The sequence below is a fragment of the Nocardia sp. NPDC056611 genome (genome assembly GCF_042792755.1).
Lineage (GTDB): Bacteria > Actinomycetota > Actinomycetes > Mycobacteriales > Mycobacteriaceae > Nocardia.
The window spans coordinates 771,876-788,267 of sequence record NZ_JBHTVV010000002.1 but is presented as its reverse complement, the minus strand read 5'-3'; the positions used below and the strand labels follow the sequence as shown (position 1 = coordinate 788,267).

Genomic DNA, 16,392 nt, shown 5'->3' with positions numbered 1-16,392 from the left:
TTTATCAACACCTTGGTATTGGTCGCCTGCTTCATTTTTGTATACCATACTGTAACATCCTAAAACCATAATTTTCGCACCCGCCGCCGGTATGCGTCGCACCCGGGGGGTTGCGACGCTTCCGGACGGAATCACCGTGCGGTTCCGCTCAGTGTAAGCGGCACCGCGGCCGTTTCAGGCCTCTTCGAGCAGCTCTGCGGTGACCGCACTTTCGGTGTCGGGCACGCCGAGTTCCTTGGCGCGCCGGTCCGCCATCGACAGCAGCCGCCGGATCCGGCCCGCCACAGCGTCTTTCGTCATGGGCGGATCGGCCAGCTGGCCCAGCTCCTCCAGGGAGGCCTGGCGGTGCAGCACGCGCAGCTTGCCCGCGGCGGCCAAGTGGTCCGGCACATCGTCGCTCAGGATCTCGAGCGCGCGCTCCACCCGGGCCGCGGCCGCGACCGCCGCACGGGCCGACCGACGCAGGTTCGCGTCGTCGAAATTGGCCAGCCGGTTCGCGGTCGCCCGGACCTCGCGGCGCATGCGCCGCTCCTCCCAGGTGAGCCGCGTGTCCTGCGCACCCATGCGGGTGAGCAGGGCGCCGATGGCCTCACCGTCGCGCACCACGACGCGATCGGTGCCGCGCACCTCGCGCGCCTTGGCCGAGATGCCCATGCGCCGGGCCGCGCCGACGAGCGCGAGCGCCGCCTCCGGCCCGGGGCAGCTCACCTCGAGCGCCGAGGACCGGCCCGGCTCGGTGAGCGAGCCGTGCGCGAGAAACGCCCCGCGCCAAGCCGCTTCGGCGTCACCGATGCTGCCGCCCACGACCTGCGCGGGCAGACCCCGGACCGGCCTGCCGCGCACGTCGAGCAAACCGGTCTGGCGCGCCAGCGCCTCGCCTTCCTTGGAAACTCGCACTACATACCGGGAGGTTTTCCGGAGCCCTCCGGCGCCGAGAACATGCACATCCGAGCCATATCCGTACAGCTCGAAGATCTCTCGACGCAGCCGACGCGCTATGGAACCCATATCCACTTCGGCTTCGACGATCACCCGACCGCCGACGATGTGCAATCCACCGGCGAACCGCAGTAGCGCGGACAATTCCGCTTTGCGCGAGCTCACCTGTGATACAGAGAGCCGGCTCAGCTCGTCCTTCACTTCCGCTGTCATCGCCACGAGACGCGCTCCTTTCCACCCAACCCGGACCGCACACGTTGGCCCATATGCCGTCCTTCGACTCGAAGCCCTGCTGATTCCGGCCGAGGTTGCCGGATCACCTGATCCAGTGCGGCGGCAAGCTTTCCGGGGTGGTGCCGGTCCGTCCCCGCCTCGGCGACATCAGCGAAGGTTACTCGCGCACGCAGCTGTTCGGCAGCTCTTGCCAGATGTTCGCGTTCCCTACCCTCGGGTACGGAACCTGAGTCCACCACAACATGGTCGACTGTGAAATCCGGTGCGTGCTGGGACAATACATGCAGGTGCCGTTCCGCGGAGAATCCGGCCGTTTCGCCCGGTTCGGCAGCGAGGTTGAGCACCAGCACTTTCCGCGCCCGCGTATGCAGGAGCGCTTCGTGCAAATCCGGCACCAGCACGTGCGGAATGACGCTCGTGAACCAGCTCCCGGGGCCCAGCACCACCACGTCCGCGTGCTCGATCGCCGAGGTCGCCTCGGGGCAGGCGGGCGGATCCGAGGGAATCAGCCGCACCCGGCGCACCTTGCCCGGCGTGGTCGCCACCGCCACCTGACCGCGGATACAGCGACTCACCCGCGGATCGCCTTCCAGCCCAGAGACATCCGCCTCGATGGTCAGCGCGATCGGCGACATGGGTAGCACTCTTCCGGTGACCCGCAGAATCTTTCCGGCCTCGTCCAGGGCCGCGACGGGGTCGCCCAGCTCCTCGGTCAAGCCCGCCAGAATCAGATTGCCGACCGAATGCCCGGCCAGCGCGCCGGTGCCGCCGAAGCGGTGTTGCAAAGTTCGCGCCCAGTGCCCGTCGGCCTCTTCGGCCAAGGCCACCAATGCCATTCGCAGATCGCCCGGCGGCAGCATGCCCAGTTCGGCGCGCAAGCGTCCCGAAGAGCCGCCGTCGTCGGCGACGGTGACCACCGCGGTGATCTTGCGCGTGAGCCGCCGCACGGCGGTCAGCGTCGCGTACAGCCCGTGCCCACCGCCGAGCGCCACGAAGGCGGGATTGGCGGTGCGGCCGGAAGTGCTCTCACTCATTCCCGCCCCAGATCTCGGTGGACCACGCGCACCACATCTCCAGGTAGTTCGGCACCCGAATCGCTCTCCGCCGCACGGCCCGCCAACGCGTCGCCCAGCGCCTCCGCTATCGCCACACTGCGGTGTTTGCCGCCGGTGCAGCCCACTGCCACGGTCATGTATCGCTTCCCCTCTTGGCGGTAGCCCTCGGTCGTCAGGTCGACGAGATGGTGCGCGGTGCTCAGGTAGTCCTGTGCGCCCGGGCGCGACAACACATACTCGCTGACCGGGGCGTCCTGCCCGGTTTTTTCGCGGAGTTCGGGAATCCAATGCGGATTCGGCAGGAAACGCAAATCGAACACCATGTCGGCGTCGAGCGGGACTCCGTACTTGAACCCGAACGATTGCACGGTCAACTGCAAGACGGTGGCGGCGTCACCGCCGTAGACCTCCTCGAGCTTGCGGTGCAACTGGTGGATCGACAGCGCGGTGGTGTCGATGACGACGTCCGCGGCAGTCTTCACCGGGTCGAGGCGGCGACGTTCGGCCGCGATGCCGGCGGTCAGGGTGCCGTCGGCGCTCTCGCTCTGGAGCGGGTGGCGGCGGCGCGCGAAGCCGAAGCGGCGGATCAGCACGTCGTCGGAGGCCTCGAGGAACAGGATGCGGGTGCGAACGCCCGCGGACCGCAGCTGTTCGACCACCGCGGACAGATTCCCCGTGAAGAAGCGGTTGCGCACGTCCATGACCAGCGCGAGTTTGCGGATCGGTGGTTCCGCGGAGCGGCCCAGATCGACCATGCGGCCGATCAGTTCGGGCGGCAGATTGTCGGCGACGTAGTACCCCAGGTCCTCGAGCACCTTGCCCGCGGTGCCGCGGCCGGCGCCGGACAGGCCGGTCACGATGACCACCTCGACCGGAGCGGGTTCGGAACCGGGCCGCCCCTTGCGGGGATTCGGCTGGGACTCGCCTGATTCGGTTGCCGGGCTGTTCTCGGCAGTAGCTGTGCTGTCTTCGACGCGCGTCATGTCCTACCGGTTCGTGTCTGGAGTTCCCTCGATCATCCTGCACCGACGCCCGCGAACCCGGCAGGCGAGCGACGGGAGCGCAACACAGCTGTGATTTCCGCTCCCGACCAGCACACACGGCGTGTCGCAAATTTCCCGTTCGGCGTGTCGCACTCTACCCGGTGGGTCCCCGTCCGACGCGCCGCGAAACGCCGACGCTCTACTGCTGACGCAACGCGTCCAGGACCGCCCTGGCCGTCGCCACGCCGATGCCCGGGACCTCGGTGATCTGCTCCACCGTAGCCTCCTTGAGCTTGGCGACCGATCCGAAATGCGTCACCAGCGCCGTCTTGCGAGTCGACCCCAGGCCCGGCACCGAATCCAGCGCCGACGCCGTCATCCGCCGCGACCGTTTGGAGCGGTGGAAGGTGATGGCGAAGCGGTGCGCCTCGTCGCGCACCCGCTGCAGCAGGTACAGCGCCTCACTGGTGCGCGGCATGATCACCGGGTCCGGCTCGTTGGGCACCCACACCTCTTCCAGGCGCTTGGCCAGGCCGATCACCGCGACATCGGTGATGCCCAGCTCGTCGAGCACCTCCGCGGCCGCGTTCACCTGCGGCGCACCGCCGTCCACCACGTACAGGTTGGGCGGATAGGAGAAGCGGCGCGGCTTGCCCGTCTTCGGGTCGATGCCGGGCAGCCCGGGTTCGGTTGCCTCGGAATCGGATTCGAGCTCGGCGGCCTCGGCGGCGTCGAGCTCGCGGCGCAGCTTGCCGAAGCGACGCCGCGTCACCTCGGCGATGCTGCCGACGTCGTCGGAGCGGCCCTCCCCGGCGGCCTCCTTGATGGTGTAGTGCCGATACTCCGACTTGCGGGCCAGCCCGTCCTCGAACACCACCAGCGAGGCCACCACATCGGTGCCCTGCACGTGCGAGATGTCCACGCACTCGATGCGCAGCGGGGCGCTGTCCAGGTCCAGGGTGTCCTGGAGTTCCTGCAGCGCCGCCGACCGCGCGGTCAGGTCACCGGCGCGTTTGAGCTTGTGCTGGGCGAGGGCTTCCCGCGCATTGCGCTGCACCGTCTCGGCCAGGGCTTTCTTGTCCCCGCGCTGGGGCACCCGCAGCTGCACCGCCGACCCCCGCAGCCCCGACAGCCACTGCTGCACCTGCTCGTGATCGTTGGGCAGGGCCGGGACCAGCACTTCCCGCGGAACCACCGCACCCGGTTGCTCGTCGCCGCTCTGCGCGGCGACCGCGGTCTGCTCGCCGTAGAACTGGGTCAGGAACTGTTCGACCAGCGCGGGCAGCTCACCCCCGGCCGCCGCCGCGTCGATGGCGTCGCCGGACTTGTCGACCACCCAGCCGCGCTGGCCGCGCACCCGCCCGTCGCGGACGTGGAAGATCTGGACCGCGGCCTCGAGCTCGTCGACCGCGAAGTCGATGACATCGGCGTCGGTGCCGGTGCCCAGCACCACCGCCTGTTTCTCGAGCGCGCGCTTGAGCGCCTGCACGTCGTCGCGCAGCCGGGCGGCGTTCTCGAAGTCGAGCTCGTCCGCGGCCTCGTGCATACGGCGTTCCAGCTGCTTGACCAGACGGTCGGTCTTGCCGGAGAGGAAGTCGCAGAAGTCGTCCACGATGTCGCGATGCTCGGCCGCGCTCACCCGGCCGATGCAGGGCGCGGAGCACTTGTCGATGTAGCCGAGCAGGCACGGCCGCCCGATCTGGCTGTGCCGCTTGAAGACTCCGGCCGAGCAGGTGCGCACCGGGAACACCCGCAGCAGCAGATCCAGGGTCTCGCGGATGGCCCAGGCGTGGGCGTACGGCCCGAAGTACCGCACCCCCTTCTTGCGCGCGCCGCGGTAGACGAAGACGCGGGGGTACTCCTCGTTCAGGCTGACCGCCAGCACCGGGTACGACTTGTCGTCGCGGTAGCGGACATTGAAGCGCGGATCGAATTCCTTGATCCAGTTGTATTCCAGCTGCAGCGCTTCCACCTCGGTGGACACCACGGTCCACTCGACGCCGGCGGCGGTGGTCACCATCTGGCGGGTGCGCGGATGCAGCCCGGCCACATCGGCGAAGTACGAGTTCAGCCGCTGGCGCAGGCTTTTCGCCTTGCCGACATAGATGACCTGGCCGAACTTGTCCCGGAACTTGTAGACGCCCGGTTCGACGGGGATGGTGCCCGGGGCGGGCCGGTAGGTCGCGGGATCTGCCACGGGTCCAGGTTAGTCAGTGCCTCCGACACCCCATCCGGGGCGCAGCCTCCGGCACCCCATCCGCGGCGCTCTCGGCGACGAAGTATGGACAAGATCATTCATCAGGAGAGGGAACCCCACATGATCCGTCTGCGTACTCGCCGCCGCTCACTCGCCATCGTGGGAGCGGTTTGCCTGGCCGCGGCCGCCCTGGTGGCGGTGTCCGTGCCCGCCACGGCCGAGTCCGCCGACGCGTCGATCCTGGTGTCCGGGGAGCTCGCCGGGTACCGGGCGCCCACCCTGTTCTGTGGTGGGGCGGTGCTGAATCCCCCGGCCGACCTGCAGGCGGCCTGATCGAGCGCGCCACGCCGGAACATCGATCTCCGCGAGTTTCGACGGTGCGGAGGGTCTCGCGGGTCAGTATGGACGAACCGTTTCGCTTGATCTGTCCGTACACGAGGGAGCCTGATCGATGACGAACCATCACCATCTCCACCCGCGCCGCCGGTCGCTAGCGATCGGTTCCGCACTCGGCATCGGCGCGGCGGGCCTGATCGCGGTGGCGGCTCCGGCCGCCCACGCCGATTCGCCCTGCCGTATCGACCGGACACTCGATACCGCCACCTTCACCTGCCCCGCGGACACCTGGTACGCCGCGGTGGTGCAGTGCCTCGGGGCACGGCAGGTCGGTAACGGCTACCAGTCCCCCACCTACATCGTGGGCGACTCACCGCGGCCGCTCATCCCCATGACCATCGAGTGCAGGGGCGAGGGCAAGAACGGCATCGTGCTCAACGCCTGGACCGACGGCCCGTTCTGAACCATCGGTCATCCGGGCGCGCCTGGAGCGCTAGGCGATCTCGCGTCGCAAACACGGTGCGAGATCGCCCTTTTCGCCCACTTCCACGGTGTCCAGTTCCAGCCAGTCCGCCATCTCCCGCAGTGCACGGCCCAGCGCCCCGGCGATCCGGGCGTGATCGCGTCCCGGTTCGGCGAACGCGCCCGGCACCAGCAGCCGCCCGCTCGCGCGCTCGGCGCGCAGGTCCACCCGCGCGACCAGTTCGCCGTCGAGCAGGAACGGGAAGACGTAATAGCCGTGCACCCGTTTGTGTTCCGGGGTGTAGATCTCGATGCGGTAGTGGAAGTCGAACAGCCGCTCGGTGCGATCGCGGAAGAAGATCAGCGGATCGAAGGGGCACAACAGGGCCGCGCCGGTGACCCGGCGGGGCGTGCGGGCCTCGGTATGCAGGTAGGCGGGCTTGTCCCAGCCCTGCACGGTGACCTGCTCCAATTCCCCGCTGTCGAGCAGATCGGCGATGGCGGGCTCGGTCTGGCGGCGGGTGAGCCGGTAGTAGTCGCGCAAGTCGGTCTCGGTGCCCACGCCGTGCGCCCGGGCCGCGCGCCGCACCAGCTCGCGGATCGCGTCCGCCTCGTCCGGTTCGCGGGAAACCACGTCGGCGGGTAGGACGCCGGCCGCGAGGTCGTAGTGCCGCTGAAAGCCGACCCGGCGGGGCACGGTCAGCTCCCCGGCCGCGAACAACGCCTCGCACACCACCTTGGTGTCGCTGTAGTTCCAGCCCCAATTGTCCTTGGCCCGTGGCCGATCCAGCTCCAGGTGCCGTTCGATCTCCCCCGCGGTGCTCGGTCCGTACTCCTTGACGACGCCGAGCACATCGTCGGCCAGACCCGGATTGCGTTCCAGCACTTGCCGCATCCCGTTCCAGCGCCCGTGCCGGTACTGCACCATGCGCCAGCGCATCAGCGGCCAGTCCTGGACGGGGATCAGCGCCGCCTCGTGCGCCCAGTATTCGATCAGCTGCCGCGGCTTGCGCGCGCTGTGCCCCCACGCGGCCTCGTCGAGCAGGGTCCGGTCGTAGGCCCCGATACGGCTGAACACCGGCGCGTAGTGCGCCCGCACCACCGCCGACACCGAGTCCAGCTGGAGCAGCCGGGTGCTGTCGAGGACCTTCATGACCGTGCGCCGGGTGGGCGGTGCGCTGGGTCGCGCGGACCCGAACCCCTGGGCCGCGAGTGCGATGCGGCGCGCCGCCGCGAGTGACAGGGATCCGGTCGGCGATGTCGGCACACTCGAACCATGCCACGACCCACCGACAACCCGGCTCGATACACGACTGTATCGAGCATCTGTACAGCAGCCACCTCGTTGGATACATTCGTGTATCGAACTTCGACACCAAGGAAATGGGCATGATCGAGAACCCGGATGTCATCGTGGTCGGGGCCGGTCTGGCCGGGCTCGTCGCCACGCACGAGCTGGTCAAGGCGGGTAAGCGGGTCCTGATTCTGGATCAGGAGAACCGTGCCAACCTGGGCGGGCAGGCGTTCTGGTCGCTGGGCGGACTGTTCTTCGTGGACAGCCCCGAACAGCGGCGGCTCGGCGTCAAGGACAGCCTCGAGCTGGCCATGCAGGACTGGCTGGGCTCGGCCGGCTTCGACCGCGAGGACGAGGACCACTGGGCGCGGCAGTGGGCGCGCGCCTACGTGGAGTTCGCGGCCACCGAGAAGCGGCAGTACCTGTACGACCTCGGGCTGCGGGTGACGCCGCTGGTCGGCTGGGCCGAACGCGGCGGCGAATCCGCCGACGGGCACGGCAATTCGGTGCCGCGCTTCCACCTCACCTGGGGCACCGGACCCGAGGTCGTGCGCGTGTTCCTCGAACCCGTGCTCGAGGCCGAGCGGCGCGGTCAGGTCGGATTCGCGTTCCGGTATCGCGTCGACGAGCTGATCGTGGAGGACGACGCCGTCACCGGCGTGCGCGGCAGCGTGCTGGAGGCTTCCACCGAGGACCGCGGCGTCGCGTCCTCACGCACCGTGACCGGCGAGTTCGACGTGCGCGCCGCCGCCGTGATCGTCTCCTCCGGCGGCATCGGCCACAATCACGAACTGGTGCGGCGCAATTGGCCCACCGAGCGACTCGGGCCGTGCCCGGAGCACATGATCGCGGGCGTCCCGGCGTACGTCGACGGCCGCATGCTCGGCATCACCGAGGCCGCGGGCGGGCGGATCGTGAACCGGGATCGCATGTGGCACTACACCGAGGGCATCCACAACTGGGATCCGGTGTGGCCCGACCACGCCATCCGCATCATTCCCGGGCCGTCGTCGCTGTGGTTCGACGCCAACGGAAAGCGCATGACCGCACCGGCTTTCCCGGGTTTCGACACCAATGCCACCATGAAGCAGATCCTGGCCACCGGCCACGACTACTCGTGGTTCATCCTGACCCAGTCGATCATCGAGAAGGAGTTCGCGCTCTCCGGTTCGGAGCAGAATCCCGATATCACCGGCAAGGATCTCAAGCTCACGCTCAAGAGCCGGGTGGCCAAAGGCGCCCCGGGTCCGGTGGAGGCGTTCAAGCAGCACGGCGTCGACTTCGTCGTCGCCGATACGCTGCCCGAACTGATCGCGGGGATGAACAAGATCTCGCGCGGCCCGCAGCTGGACGCGGCCGACATCGAACGTCAGATCGTGGCGCGCGACCGGGACGTCGAGCACAAGTTCAGCAAGGACGCCCAGCTCATGGCCGTCAACAACGCGCGGCGCTACCTGGGTGACAAGCTCGGCCGGGTGGCCACGCCGCACAAGATCCTCGATCCGGCGCACGGCCCGCTGATCGGCGTGCGGCTCAATATCCTGACCCGCAAGACCCTGGGCGGCCTGCAGACCAATCTGGACTCACAGGTCATCCGCCCCGACGGCACCCCGTTCCCGGGGCTGTACGCCGCGGGCGAGGTCGCCGGTTTCGGTGGCGGCGGGGTGCACGGCTACAACGCGCTGGAAGGCACCTTCCTGGGCGGCTGCATCTTCTCCGGCCGGGCCGCGGGCCGGGCCCTGGGCCGCACCCTGAAGTGACGATTTCGGTTGCCGCCCACCGGATTCCGGTGGGCGGCGACCGTCGTCAGTCGACGGCGAACCAGCGGTAGCAGTCGCGGCGCAGCAGCAGCGCCAGCACGATGCCCGAGACCATGATGCCGCCGAGCACGGTGAACGGCCCTACGCCCGTGGGCATTTCGGCCGACATCAGGGTGAACACCCCCAGGAAGACCTGCAGGCTGGACACGCCCAGCGCGGTCACCCAGATCCAGCGCGACCGCAAGCCGAACAACAGCGCCATGCCGCCGGTGACCCAGGCGGCGAAGAAGTGGCCGATGCTGCCCGCGACGCAGTCCAGGCCGCCGGTGGTCGAGAGCAGGCAGTGCAGCATCGCGAGCCCCATCGCGCCGAGGGCGGCGAATTGAGTTTCGCGAACCTTGGCGGGCACCTCGGCCGCAGCGCTCTCGCGGCGCAACCCCCGCACGCCGTCGATCACCCGCTCGAAAAATGTGGCAGGAACGCCGTTCCCCGTGACTGTCGGTGTCATTTCCACCTCGTCGGCAACAGCCGATAACGAACTCACAGCACTCCTCGTTGAGTAACCCCTGGTGGCGTGCCCCCTGCGACCCGCCGAACCAGACGCTAACCAAATGTTCAGAGTCCGGACAATCTCATTCCCGAAGTTATGACCATGACCACAGCCGATAGGTGCACTCTGCATATAGTGATCTCGAACACATAACGGCCGCACGCTATTTCGCGTGCGGCCGTTGAAAGACCAGGTCCGGAGGTAGTTTCCCAGTGTACTACCGGGAGCCGGAAACTACTTGTCGTCCATGGGGATCGGCGGAATGACGGGGAATTCCCCGGTGTAGCCCTCGCGCATCTTGGCGATGGCCAGCACCCGCGGGCTGGCGATGCGCCACCCGATGGCGAGCGCGGGCACGATGATCACCAGGCTGGCCACCGTCCACGTACCGACCGGCCGGTCGAAAGCCATCAGGATCAGCACCAACCCCAAGAACACCAGTGTCGCGATCCCGGTATAGGGAGCGCCGAACATCCGGAACGCGGGCCGCTCGGCCAGACCCTGCTTCGCCAGGTAGAACAGCTTCAACTGGCACAGCACAATGGTCGCCCAGGACGCCAGAATGCCCAGCGAGGCAACATTCAGCACGATTTCGAACGCCTGCGACGGCACGATGTAATTCAGCCAGATACCGAACAATGCGATGCCGCTGGTGAGCAGAATTCCGCCATAGGGCACACCCGCACTCGACATGCGCGCCGTGAATTTCGGCGCACTGCCGTTCATCGCCATCGAACGCAGAATGCGGCCGGTCGAATACAGGCCCGCGTTCAAACTCGACAAGGCCGCGGTGAGCACCACGAAATTCATGATCGAGCCCATGTGCGCGACACCGAGTTTGGCGAAGAAGGTGACGAACGGGCTCTCCCCCGCCTGGTAGGCGGTATAGGGCAGCAGCAGAGCGAGCAGAATCACCGAACCGCAATAGAACAGCGCGATACGCAGGATGACCGAATTGATGGCGCGCGGCATGATCCTCGCCGGGTTCTCGGTCTCGCCCGCCGCGATGCCGACCATTTCCACGGCGGCATAGGCGAACACCACACCCGAGGTGACGGTGACCAGCGGCAGCACGCCGGTCGGGAACCACCCGCCCGCCGCGGAGATCATGCCGAAGCCGGTGGCCTGGCCGTCCACCTCGAACCGCCCCGCGAAGAAGACGGTGCCGACCACCAGGAAGGTGACCAGGGCGAGCACCTTGATCATGGCGGCCCAGAATTCCATCTCGCCGAACCACTTCACCGACGCGAGATTGATGCCGAGCACGATGACCAGTGCGCCCAGCGCCAGCAGCCATTGCGCGACCGGCTGGAAGGGACCCCAGTAGTGCAGATAGGTGGCGACCGCGGTGGTATCGACGATGCCGGTCATGGACCAGTTCAGGAAGTACATCCACCCGGCCACGAATGCGGCCTTCTCACCGAAGAATTCGCGCGCGTAGGAGACGAACGAGCCCGAGGACGGGCGGTGCAGCACCAGTTCGCCGAGAGCGCGCAGGATGAAGAAGACGAACGCGCCACAGATCAGGTACACCAGGAACAGCGACGGCCCGGCATTGGCGAGGCGACCGCCGGCGCCCAGGAACAGGCCGGTGCCGATGGCGCCACCGATGGCGATCATCTGCAATTGCCGGGGTTTCAGGGCTTTGTGGTAGCCGCTGTCCTCGGCATTGAGGCTGGTGGCAGTTGTCCGGATCTCGGTCATACGCCGGGTTAACCCTCCGCTATCGTGAAACGAGGCCGTCCGAGAGTACCCTGTCGTTTGCTGACAGCCGTATCGGCGCTCCGGGCCGGGTCAGCGCCGTCGTTTCCAGCTGTTCGAGCAGCGATTCGAGCCGATTCATCAGCGATTGCCATGGAAGTGCTGATGATCAATAGGTGAGCAGACCGGTCAAACCGCCGCCCCCGCGCGCTCCCGGGGCTAGAGTCCGGTCATGAGGCGCTTGCGACGAACCGGGAGCGGCGCTGCCGCACTGCTGCTGTCGATCGGAATGCTCACCGCCTGTTCGTCGGCGACGAGCGAGAGCGCGTCGTGCACGGTGTCCCCCAACGGAACTCCGGTCACCTCCGGTGTTCCGGCCGGGCCCAGTACCACGAATCTGGCACTGCGTCCGGAGGTCGCCACCGGCTACCGGACCGGCATGACACCGGTACGCACCGGCGGATTCGCGGTCTCCACAGCCAATCCCGTCGCCACCGAGGCCGCCTGCCGGGTGCTGCGCGACGGCGGTACCGCAGCGGACGCGCTGATCGTGGCGCAGACCGTGCTGAACCTGGTCGAGCCGCAGGCCACCGGCATCGGCGGCGGCGCGTTCCTCATGTACTACGACGCCGCGACCAGGACCGTCGACGCCTACGACGGCCGCGAGACCGCGCCCCGGGCCGCCACCGAGGACTACCTGCGCTACATCAGCCCCACCGATCACACTGTGCCGCAACCCAACGCGCGCGCCAGCGGCCGATCCATCGGCGTGCCGGGCGTGCTGCGCATGCTGGAACTCGCGCACACCGAGCACGGCAGGCAACCCTGGCGCGACCTGTTCACCCCCGCGGTGAACCTCGCCGACGGCGGCTTCACGATCTCCCCGCGCATGGCCACCCAGATCGCCGCGTCCACCGCGGATCTGGCCCGCGACGACGCCGCCCGCGCGTATTTCCTGCTCCCCGACGGCAATCCGAAGCAGGCCGGCACCACGCTGGTGAATCCGGCCTTCGCCAAGACCCTCTCGGCCATCGCCGCCGACGGCGCGAACGCCTTCTACACCGGGGCCATCGCCGCCGACATCGTCGACACCACCGCCACCACCGCCGGCGGCCGCACCGCCGGACTGCTGGCGCTCGCGGATCTGTCGTCGTACCAGGCCAAGAAGCGCACCGCGGTGTGCTCGCCGTATCGCACCCACGAGATCTGCGGCATGCCGAATCCGTCCTCGGGCGGCATCGCCGTCGAGGCGGCGCTGGGCATCCTGTCGAATTTCGATCTGGCCGCGATGAAACCGACCGACGTGTCCGGCGACAGCAGCGCCGCGCGCGACGGCGGCAAACCCACCGCCGAGGCCGTGCACCTGATCGCCGAGGCCGAGCGGCTGGCCTACGCCGACCGCGACAAGTACATCGCCGACTCGGATTTCGTTCCGCTGCCGGGCAATTCACCGCAGACCCTGCTGGATCCGAACTACCTGAAGCAGCGGGCCGCGCTCATCAACCCGAGCAAGAGCCTGGGCACCGCCCAGCCGGGCGACTTCGGGCCGGTCCCGGTCGGCAACGGGCCGCAGCAGCCCGAACACGGCACCAGCCACATCTCGATCGTCGACAAGGACGGCAACGCGGCGTCGATGACCACCACGGTCGAATCCGCGTTCGGGTCCTTCCATTTCGTGGACGGGTTCATTCTGAACAACCAGCTCACCGACTTCTCCGCCGAACCCCGGGACAAGGACGGCGCGCCGGTCGCCAACCGCATCGACGCGGGCAAGCGGCCGCGCAGCTCCATGGCCCCGACCCTGGTGTTCGACCGCAATCCCGACGGCAGCCGCGGCGCGCTCAGCCATGTCACCGGGTCGCCGGGCGGGGCGGTGATCATCCAGTTCGTGGTGAAAACCCTGGTGGCCCTGCTGGATTGGGGGCTGAATCCGCAGCAGGCGGTGTCGATGATCGACTTCGGCGCGGCCAATACGCCCACCACGAACGTGGGCGGCGAGCATCCGGCGGTGAACGCCACCGACAATGGCGACCACGACGTCTTGGTCCAGAAGCTGCGCGCGTCCGGCGATCAGGTGTCGGTGGCGCCGCAATCGAGCGGACTCTCGGCGCTGGTCCGCGACGGCGACGGCTGGATCGGCGGCGCGGATCCCCGCCGCGAGGGCGCGGTGCTCGGCGGCCCGCGCTAGGCCGCCTCAGGCGCGCCCGACCGCGAGCCGGACGGGTCGAGCCTCACGAACGAGGCCAGTGCTTACCGCGGTAGCTCTCGATATCGGCGTTGAATCGGGCCAGCAACGACGCGAGCGCCGACACGTCCTCGTCGGACCAGCCTGCCAGGATCTCGTCGAGATGCCGTAGGCTCTGCGCCCGTTCGGCATCGAGCCGGGCTGCCCCCTCGGCGGTGACCCGGAACTTGCGGGCGATGCCGCCGTCGGGGTCGGGGATGCGTTCGGCCAGGTCCGCGCGCAGGAGCGCGGCGGTCTGCCGATTGAGGGTGGAGGCATCCAGCCCCAGCGTGTCACTGAGCTGACCGATCGACATCGGCCCCTCCCCGCGCAGCAGACTGAGCAGCAGATAGGCGCTGCGGTCGAGGCCGTTGTCGCCCTTGCGCGGAATCAGGCTGTACCGGCCGAACAGCATGGTCTCGAACTCGAGCAATTCGGTGGGCTTGGTCAATTCCATCCTTTCCGCGGTCCCCACACCCTACGTGTGACGGGCGCCGGACATCGATTATGCATCATGCACGTGATGTGTATAGTGCACATAGATCGATGATGAGGAGAACCCCTATGACCAGACCCGAGTCCGCTGCTCGGTCTGCCGGCGCCCCGCCGGAGCCCACACGCGCCGGCAGCACCCTCGCGGTGCTGGCCTACACCGGCGTCGTCGCCTCACTGATGCAGACGCTGGTGGTCCCACTCCTGGGCGACCTGCCCCGAATCCTGCACGCGTCCGCGTCGAACGCGTCGTGGGTCGTCACCATCACCCTGCTGGTGGCGGCCGTGGCCACGCCGGTCGCGGGGCGGCTCGGCGACATGTACGGCAAGCGCCGCATGCTCATCGCCTCGACCATTCCGATCATGGTGGGCTCGATCGTGTGCGCGGTGTCGACCTCGCTGATCCCGATGATCATCGGACGCGGGCTGCAGGGCCTGGGCGTGGGCACCATCCCGCTGGCCATCGCCCTGCTGCGCGACGTGATGCCGCCCGAGCGCCTCGGTTCGGCCATCGCGCTGATCAGCTCGTCGCTGGGCATCGGCGGTGCGCTCGGCCTGCCGATCGCCTCCGCGGTCACCGAGTACAGCAACTGGCGTGTGATGTTCTGGGTCGCAGCGGTTCTCGTGGCGATCGCCACCGCGCTCATCGTCCTGGTCGTCCCCGAGGGCACCTCCGAAGGACCGTCGGGCCGCTTCGACATTCCCGGCGCGCTCCTGCTCGGCGCCGCCCTGGTATGCCTGCTGCTGCCGGTGTCGAAGGGCGCGGCCTGGGGCTGGACCAGCGGCTCGACCCTCGGACTGTTCGCCGCGGCCCTGGTGCTGCTGCTGGTGTGGGGCTGGTGGGAACTGCGCTCCCCCGAACCGCTGGTCGATCTGCGGATCACCGCTCGCCCGCAGGTCCTGGTCACCAACCTGGCCAGCATCGCGGTCGGCGTCGGCCTGTACGCGCTGCAGCTGAGCCTGCCGCAGCTCATGCAGCTGCCCAAGGCGCTCGGCTACGGGCTGGGCCAGTCCATGGTGATGATGGGCGTGTGGATGGCCACCGGCGGCATCATGATGATGGTCATCTCACCGATCGGCGCGAAGCTGTCCGCGGCGCGCGGCCCGAAGACCACGCTGGTCACCGGCACGCTGATCATGGCCGCCGGTTACGGTGTGGCACTGCCGCTGATGGGGTCCATCGGGGGCCTGGTGGTGGTCAACATCATCTGCAGCACCGGTGTCGCCTTCGCCTACGGCGCGATGCCCGCGCTCATCATGGGCGCGGTGCCGCAGTCGGAGACCGCGGCCGCCAACAGCTTCAACACCCTGATGCGCTCGATCGGCACCTCGGTCTCGGCCGCGGTGGTCGGCGCGGTGCTGGCGCAGATGAGTGTGCAGATGGGCAGCCACAGCATCCCGACCGAGCACGGCTTCCGCACGGTGTTCCTGATCGGTAGCGTCGTGTGCCTGGTCGCCGCGCTGATCGCGGTGCTGATCCCGGTGCGGCGCGCGGTGCAGTCCGTCCCCGCGCAACCGCCGGAGACCGCGAAAGCCTTCGCGGAGAACTGATTCCGAACCGGATCGGGCGAGGCACAGCCATCCGTCCGCCGTGGCCACGAAGGCTCGGCGACGGATGGCCTACTTGTTCTCGCCGGTGTACTTCGCGCCGAGCTCGCGGAACCGGTCCATGGCCTCGGCCGCGCGCATCTTGTCGTTGGAGCGGATGGCCATCATCGGCACGTACTCGTCATGCACCAGCTCCAGCCGGGCCCAGGACTTCTTGTCCGGGAAGGAGATCCCGCGGATATCCTGCCACCCGAACTCGCTGTCGCCGACGATATTGCGCACCATCACCCCACGCTTGCCGACCCGCACCCGGGGCCGGGTCAGGGTCAGCACACCCGCCGCCAGCACCAGGCCGAACGCCGCCAGGCCGATCTGATCGGACACCCGGAAGTTGACGCCGGTGGAGCCCTGGCGCAACACGATGCCGCCGAAGATGAAGACTGCGGCCAGCACCGCGGCCACGATCCGCACGGTGATGATGGCGTGGCGCGGGCGGACCTCGAGGTCCCACTCGCCGTCGGTGTTCGCTGCGGTGTCGGGCTTCGTCTCTGCCATGGGTGGATCGGACTCCGGCTTCTGCTGCTCGCTACCGGCCCGCGTCGGTTGCTCGGCAGGCC

The 16,392-nt window shown here is 68.3% G+C and carries 14 protein-coding genes; 5 read left to right on the top strand and 9 right to left on the bottom strand.

All coding sequences use genetic code 11. The features are described 5' to 3' along the window. Nucleotides 1-174 precede the first annotated feature (174 nt). The 4 genes from whiA to uvrC all read right to left on the bottom strand — a co-directional run bounded on the left by whiA (nt 175) and on the right by uvrC (nt 5,408). Nucleotides 175-1,158: a DNA-binding protein WhiA gene (gene whiA, locus ACFRAQ_RS12270; RefSeq protein WP_120736392.1), complete on the bottom strand. Its 984-nt coding sequence runs from the start codon at nt 1,156-1,158 to the stop codon at nt 175-177. After that, nucleotides 1,149-2,207 carry a uridine diphosphate-N-acetylglucosamine-binding protein YvcK gene (yvcK, locus tag ACFRAQ_RS12265; protein ID WP_379097938.1) on the bottom strand — a complete coding sequence of 353 codons (1,059 nt, stop codon included), beginning with the start codon at nt 2,205-2,207 and terminating at the stop codon, nt 1,149-1,151. Before yvcK ends, whiA begins: the two co-directional genes overlap by 10 nt. Next, complete coding sequence (gene rapZ, locus ACFRAQ_RS12260) at nt 2,204-3,211, bottom strand: RNase adapter RapZ (protein WP_379097935.1); 1,008 nt, start codon at nt 3,209-3,211, stop codon at nt 2,204-2,206. Before rapZ ends, yvcK begins: the two co-directional genes overlap by 4 nt. 199 nt (nt 3,212-3,410) lie before the next feature. Further along, nucleotides 3,411-5,408, bottom strand: a complete 1,998-nt coding sequence (uvrC, locus tag ACFRAQ_RS12255) for an excinuclease ABC subunit UvrC (protein WP_379097932.1) — start codon at nt 5,406-5,408, stop codon at nt 3,411-3,413. A gap of 120 nt (nt 5,409-5,528) precedes the next feature. On the opposite strand from uvrC, the gene ACFRAQ_RS12250 reads away from it, so the two are divergent. Both ACFRAQ_RS12250 and ACFRAQ_RS12245 read left to right on the top strand, forming a co-directional pair. Next, entirely contained in the window at nt 5,529-5,741 is a 213-nt protein-coding gene (locus ACFRAQ_RS12250) for a hypothetical protein (RefSeq protein ID WP_379097929.1), read from the top strand. A gap of 118 nt (nt 5,742-5,859) precedes the next feature. After that, a complete protein-coding gene (locus ACFRAQ_RS12245; RefSeq protein ID WP_357286222.1) occupies nt 5,860-6,207 on the top strand; it encodes a hypothetical protein in 348 nt (115 codons plus the stop codon). 30 nt (nt 6,208-6,237) lie between these two features. Here the strand turns inward: ACFRAQ_RS12245 and ACFRAQ_RS12240 are convergent, their stop codons facing one another. Further along, nucleotides 6,238-7,473 carry a winged helix-turn-helix domain-containing protein gene (locus tag ACFRAQ_RS12240; RefSeq protein WP_379097925.1) on the bottom strand — a complete coding sequence of 412 codons (1,236 nt, stop codon included), beginning with the start codon at nt 7,471-7,473 and terminating at the stop codon, nt 6,238-6,240. Nucleotides 7,474-7,595: 122 nt separating this feature from the next. On the opposite strand from ACFRAQ_RS12240, the gene ACFRAQ_RS12235 reads away from it, so the two are divergent. Beyond that, complete coding sequence (locus ACFRAQ_RS12235) at nt 7,596-9,260, top strand: FAD-binding dehydrogenase (protein WP_379097922.1); 1,665 nt, start codon at nt 7,596-7,598, stop codon at nt 9,258-9,260. A 46-nt stretch (nt 9,261-9,306) separates the two neighbouring features. Here ACFRAQ_RS12235 and ACFRAQ_RS12230 read toward each other — a convergent pair whose 3' ends face one another. Then, nucleotides 9,307-9,768: a hypothetical protein gene (locus ACFRAQ_RS12230; protein ID WP_379097919.1), complete on the bottom strand. Its 462-nt coding sequence runs from the start codon at nt 9,766-9,768 to the stop codon at nt 9,307-9,309. 276 nt (nt 9,769-10,044) lie between these two features. Further along, entirely contained in the window at nt 10,045-11,514 is a 1,470-nt protein-coding gene (locus ACFRAQ_RS12225) for an amino acid permease (protein WP_379097916.1), read from the bottom strand. A 229-nt stretch (nt 11,515-11,743) separates the two neighbouring features. Here ACFRAQ_RS12225 and ACFRAQ_RS12220 point away from each other — a divergent pair, with 229 nt between their 5' ends. Continuing rightward, the gene (locus tag ACFRAQ_RS12220) at nt 11,744-13,699 is read left to right on the top strand and encodes a gamma-glutamyltransferase family protein (protein ID WP_379097913.1); all 1,956 of its coding nucleotides are present in this window, start codon (nt 11,744-11,746) and stop codon (nt 13,697-13,699) included. Between the two features lie 43 nt (nt 13,700-13,742). On the opposite strand, the gene ACFRAQ_RS12215 is transcribed toward ACFRAQ_RS12220, so the two are convergent. Then, nucleotides 13,743-14,192 carry a MarR family winged helix-turn-helix transcriptional regulator gene (locus ACFRAQ_RS12215; protein WP_379097910.1) on the bottom strand — a complete coding sequence of 150 codons (450 nt, stop codon included), beginning with the start codon at nt 14,190-14,192 and terminating at the stop codon, nt 13,743-13,745. A gap of 107 nt (nt 14,193-14,299) precedes the next feature. Here ACFRAQ_RS12215 and ACFRAQ_RS12210 point away from each other — a divergent pair, with 107 nt between their 5' ends. Further along, entirely contained in the window at nt 14,300-15,778 is a 1,479-nt protein-coding gene (locus ACFRAQ_RS12210; RefSeq protein ID WP_379097907.1) for an MFS transporter, read from the top strand. A 69-nt stretch (nt 15,779-15,847) separates the two neighbouring features. Here ACFRAQ_RS12210 and ACFRAQ_RS12205 read toward each other — a convergent pair whose 3' ends face one another. After that, nucleotides 15,848-16,330, bottom strand: coding sequence for a PH domain-containing protein (locus tag ACFRAQ_RS12205; protein WP_379097903.1), 483 nt, complete (start codon nt 16,328-16,330; stop codon nt 15,848-15,850). Between the last annotated feature and the right edge of the window lie 62 nt (nt 16,331-16,392).

What these genes read in the sequence shown, in the direction of transcription:
- yvcK (WP_379097938.1), bottom strand. Translation starts at nt 2,207, where the DNA reads ATGAGTGAGAGCACTTCCGGCCGCACCGCCAATCCCGCCTTCGTGGCG.
- rapZ (WP_379097935.1), bottom strand. Translation starts at nt 3,211, where the DNA reads ATGACGCGCGTCGAAGACAGCACAGCTACTGCCGAGAACAGCCCGGCA.
- ACFRAQ_RS12250 (WP_379097929.1), top strand. Translation starts at nt 5,529, where the DNA reads ATGATCCGTCTGCGTACTCGCCGCCGCTCACTCGCCATCGTGGGAGCG.
- ACFRAQ_RS12245 (WP_357286222.1), top strand. Translation starts at nt 5,860, where the DNA reads ATGACGAACCATCACCATCTCCACCCGCGCCGCCGGTCGCTAGCGATC.
- ACFRAQ_RS12235 (WP_379097922.1), top strand. Translation starts at nt 7,596, where the DNA reads ATGATCGAGAACCCGGATGTCATCGTGGTCGGGGCCGGTCTGGCCGGG.
- ACFRAQ_RS12230 (WP_379097919.1), bottom strand. Translation starts at nt 9,768, where the DNA reads ATGACACCGACAGTCACGGGGAACGGCGTTCCTGCCACATTTTTCGAG.
- ACFRAQ_RS12225 (WP_379097916.1), bottom strand. Translation starts at nt 11,514, where the DNA reads ATGACCGAGATCCGGACAACTGCCACCAGCCTCAATGCCGAGGACAGC.
- ACFRAQ_RS12220 (WP_379097913.1), top strand. Translation starts at nt 11,744, where the DNA reads ATGAGGCGCTTGCGACGAACCGGGAGCGGCGCTGCCGCACTGCTGCTG.
- ACFRAQ_RS12215 (WP_379097910.1), bottom strand. Translation starts at nt 14,192, where the DNA reads ATGGAATTGACCAAGCCCACCGAATTGCTCGAGTTCGAGACCATGCTG.
- ACFRAQ_RS12210 (WP_379097907.1), top strand. Translation starts at nt 14,300, where the DNA reads ATGACCAGACCCGAGTCCGCTGCTCGGTCTGCCGGCGCCCCGCCGGAG.
- ACFRAQ_RS12205 (WP_379097903.1), bottom strand. Translation starts at nt 16,330, where the DNA reads ATGGCAGAGACGAAGCCCGACACCGCAGCGAACACCGACGGCGAGTGG.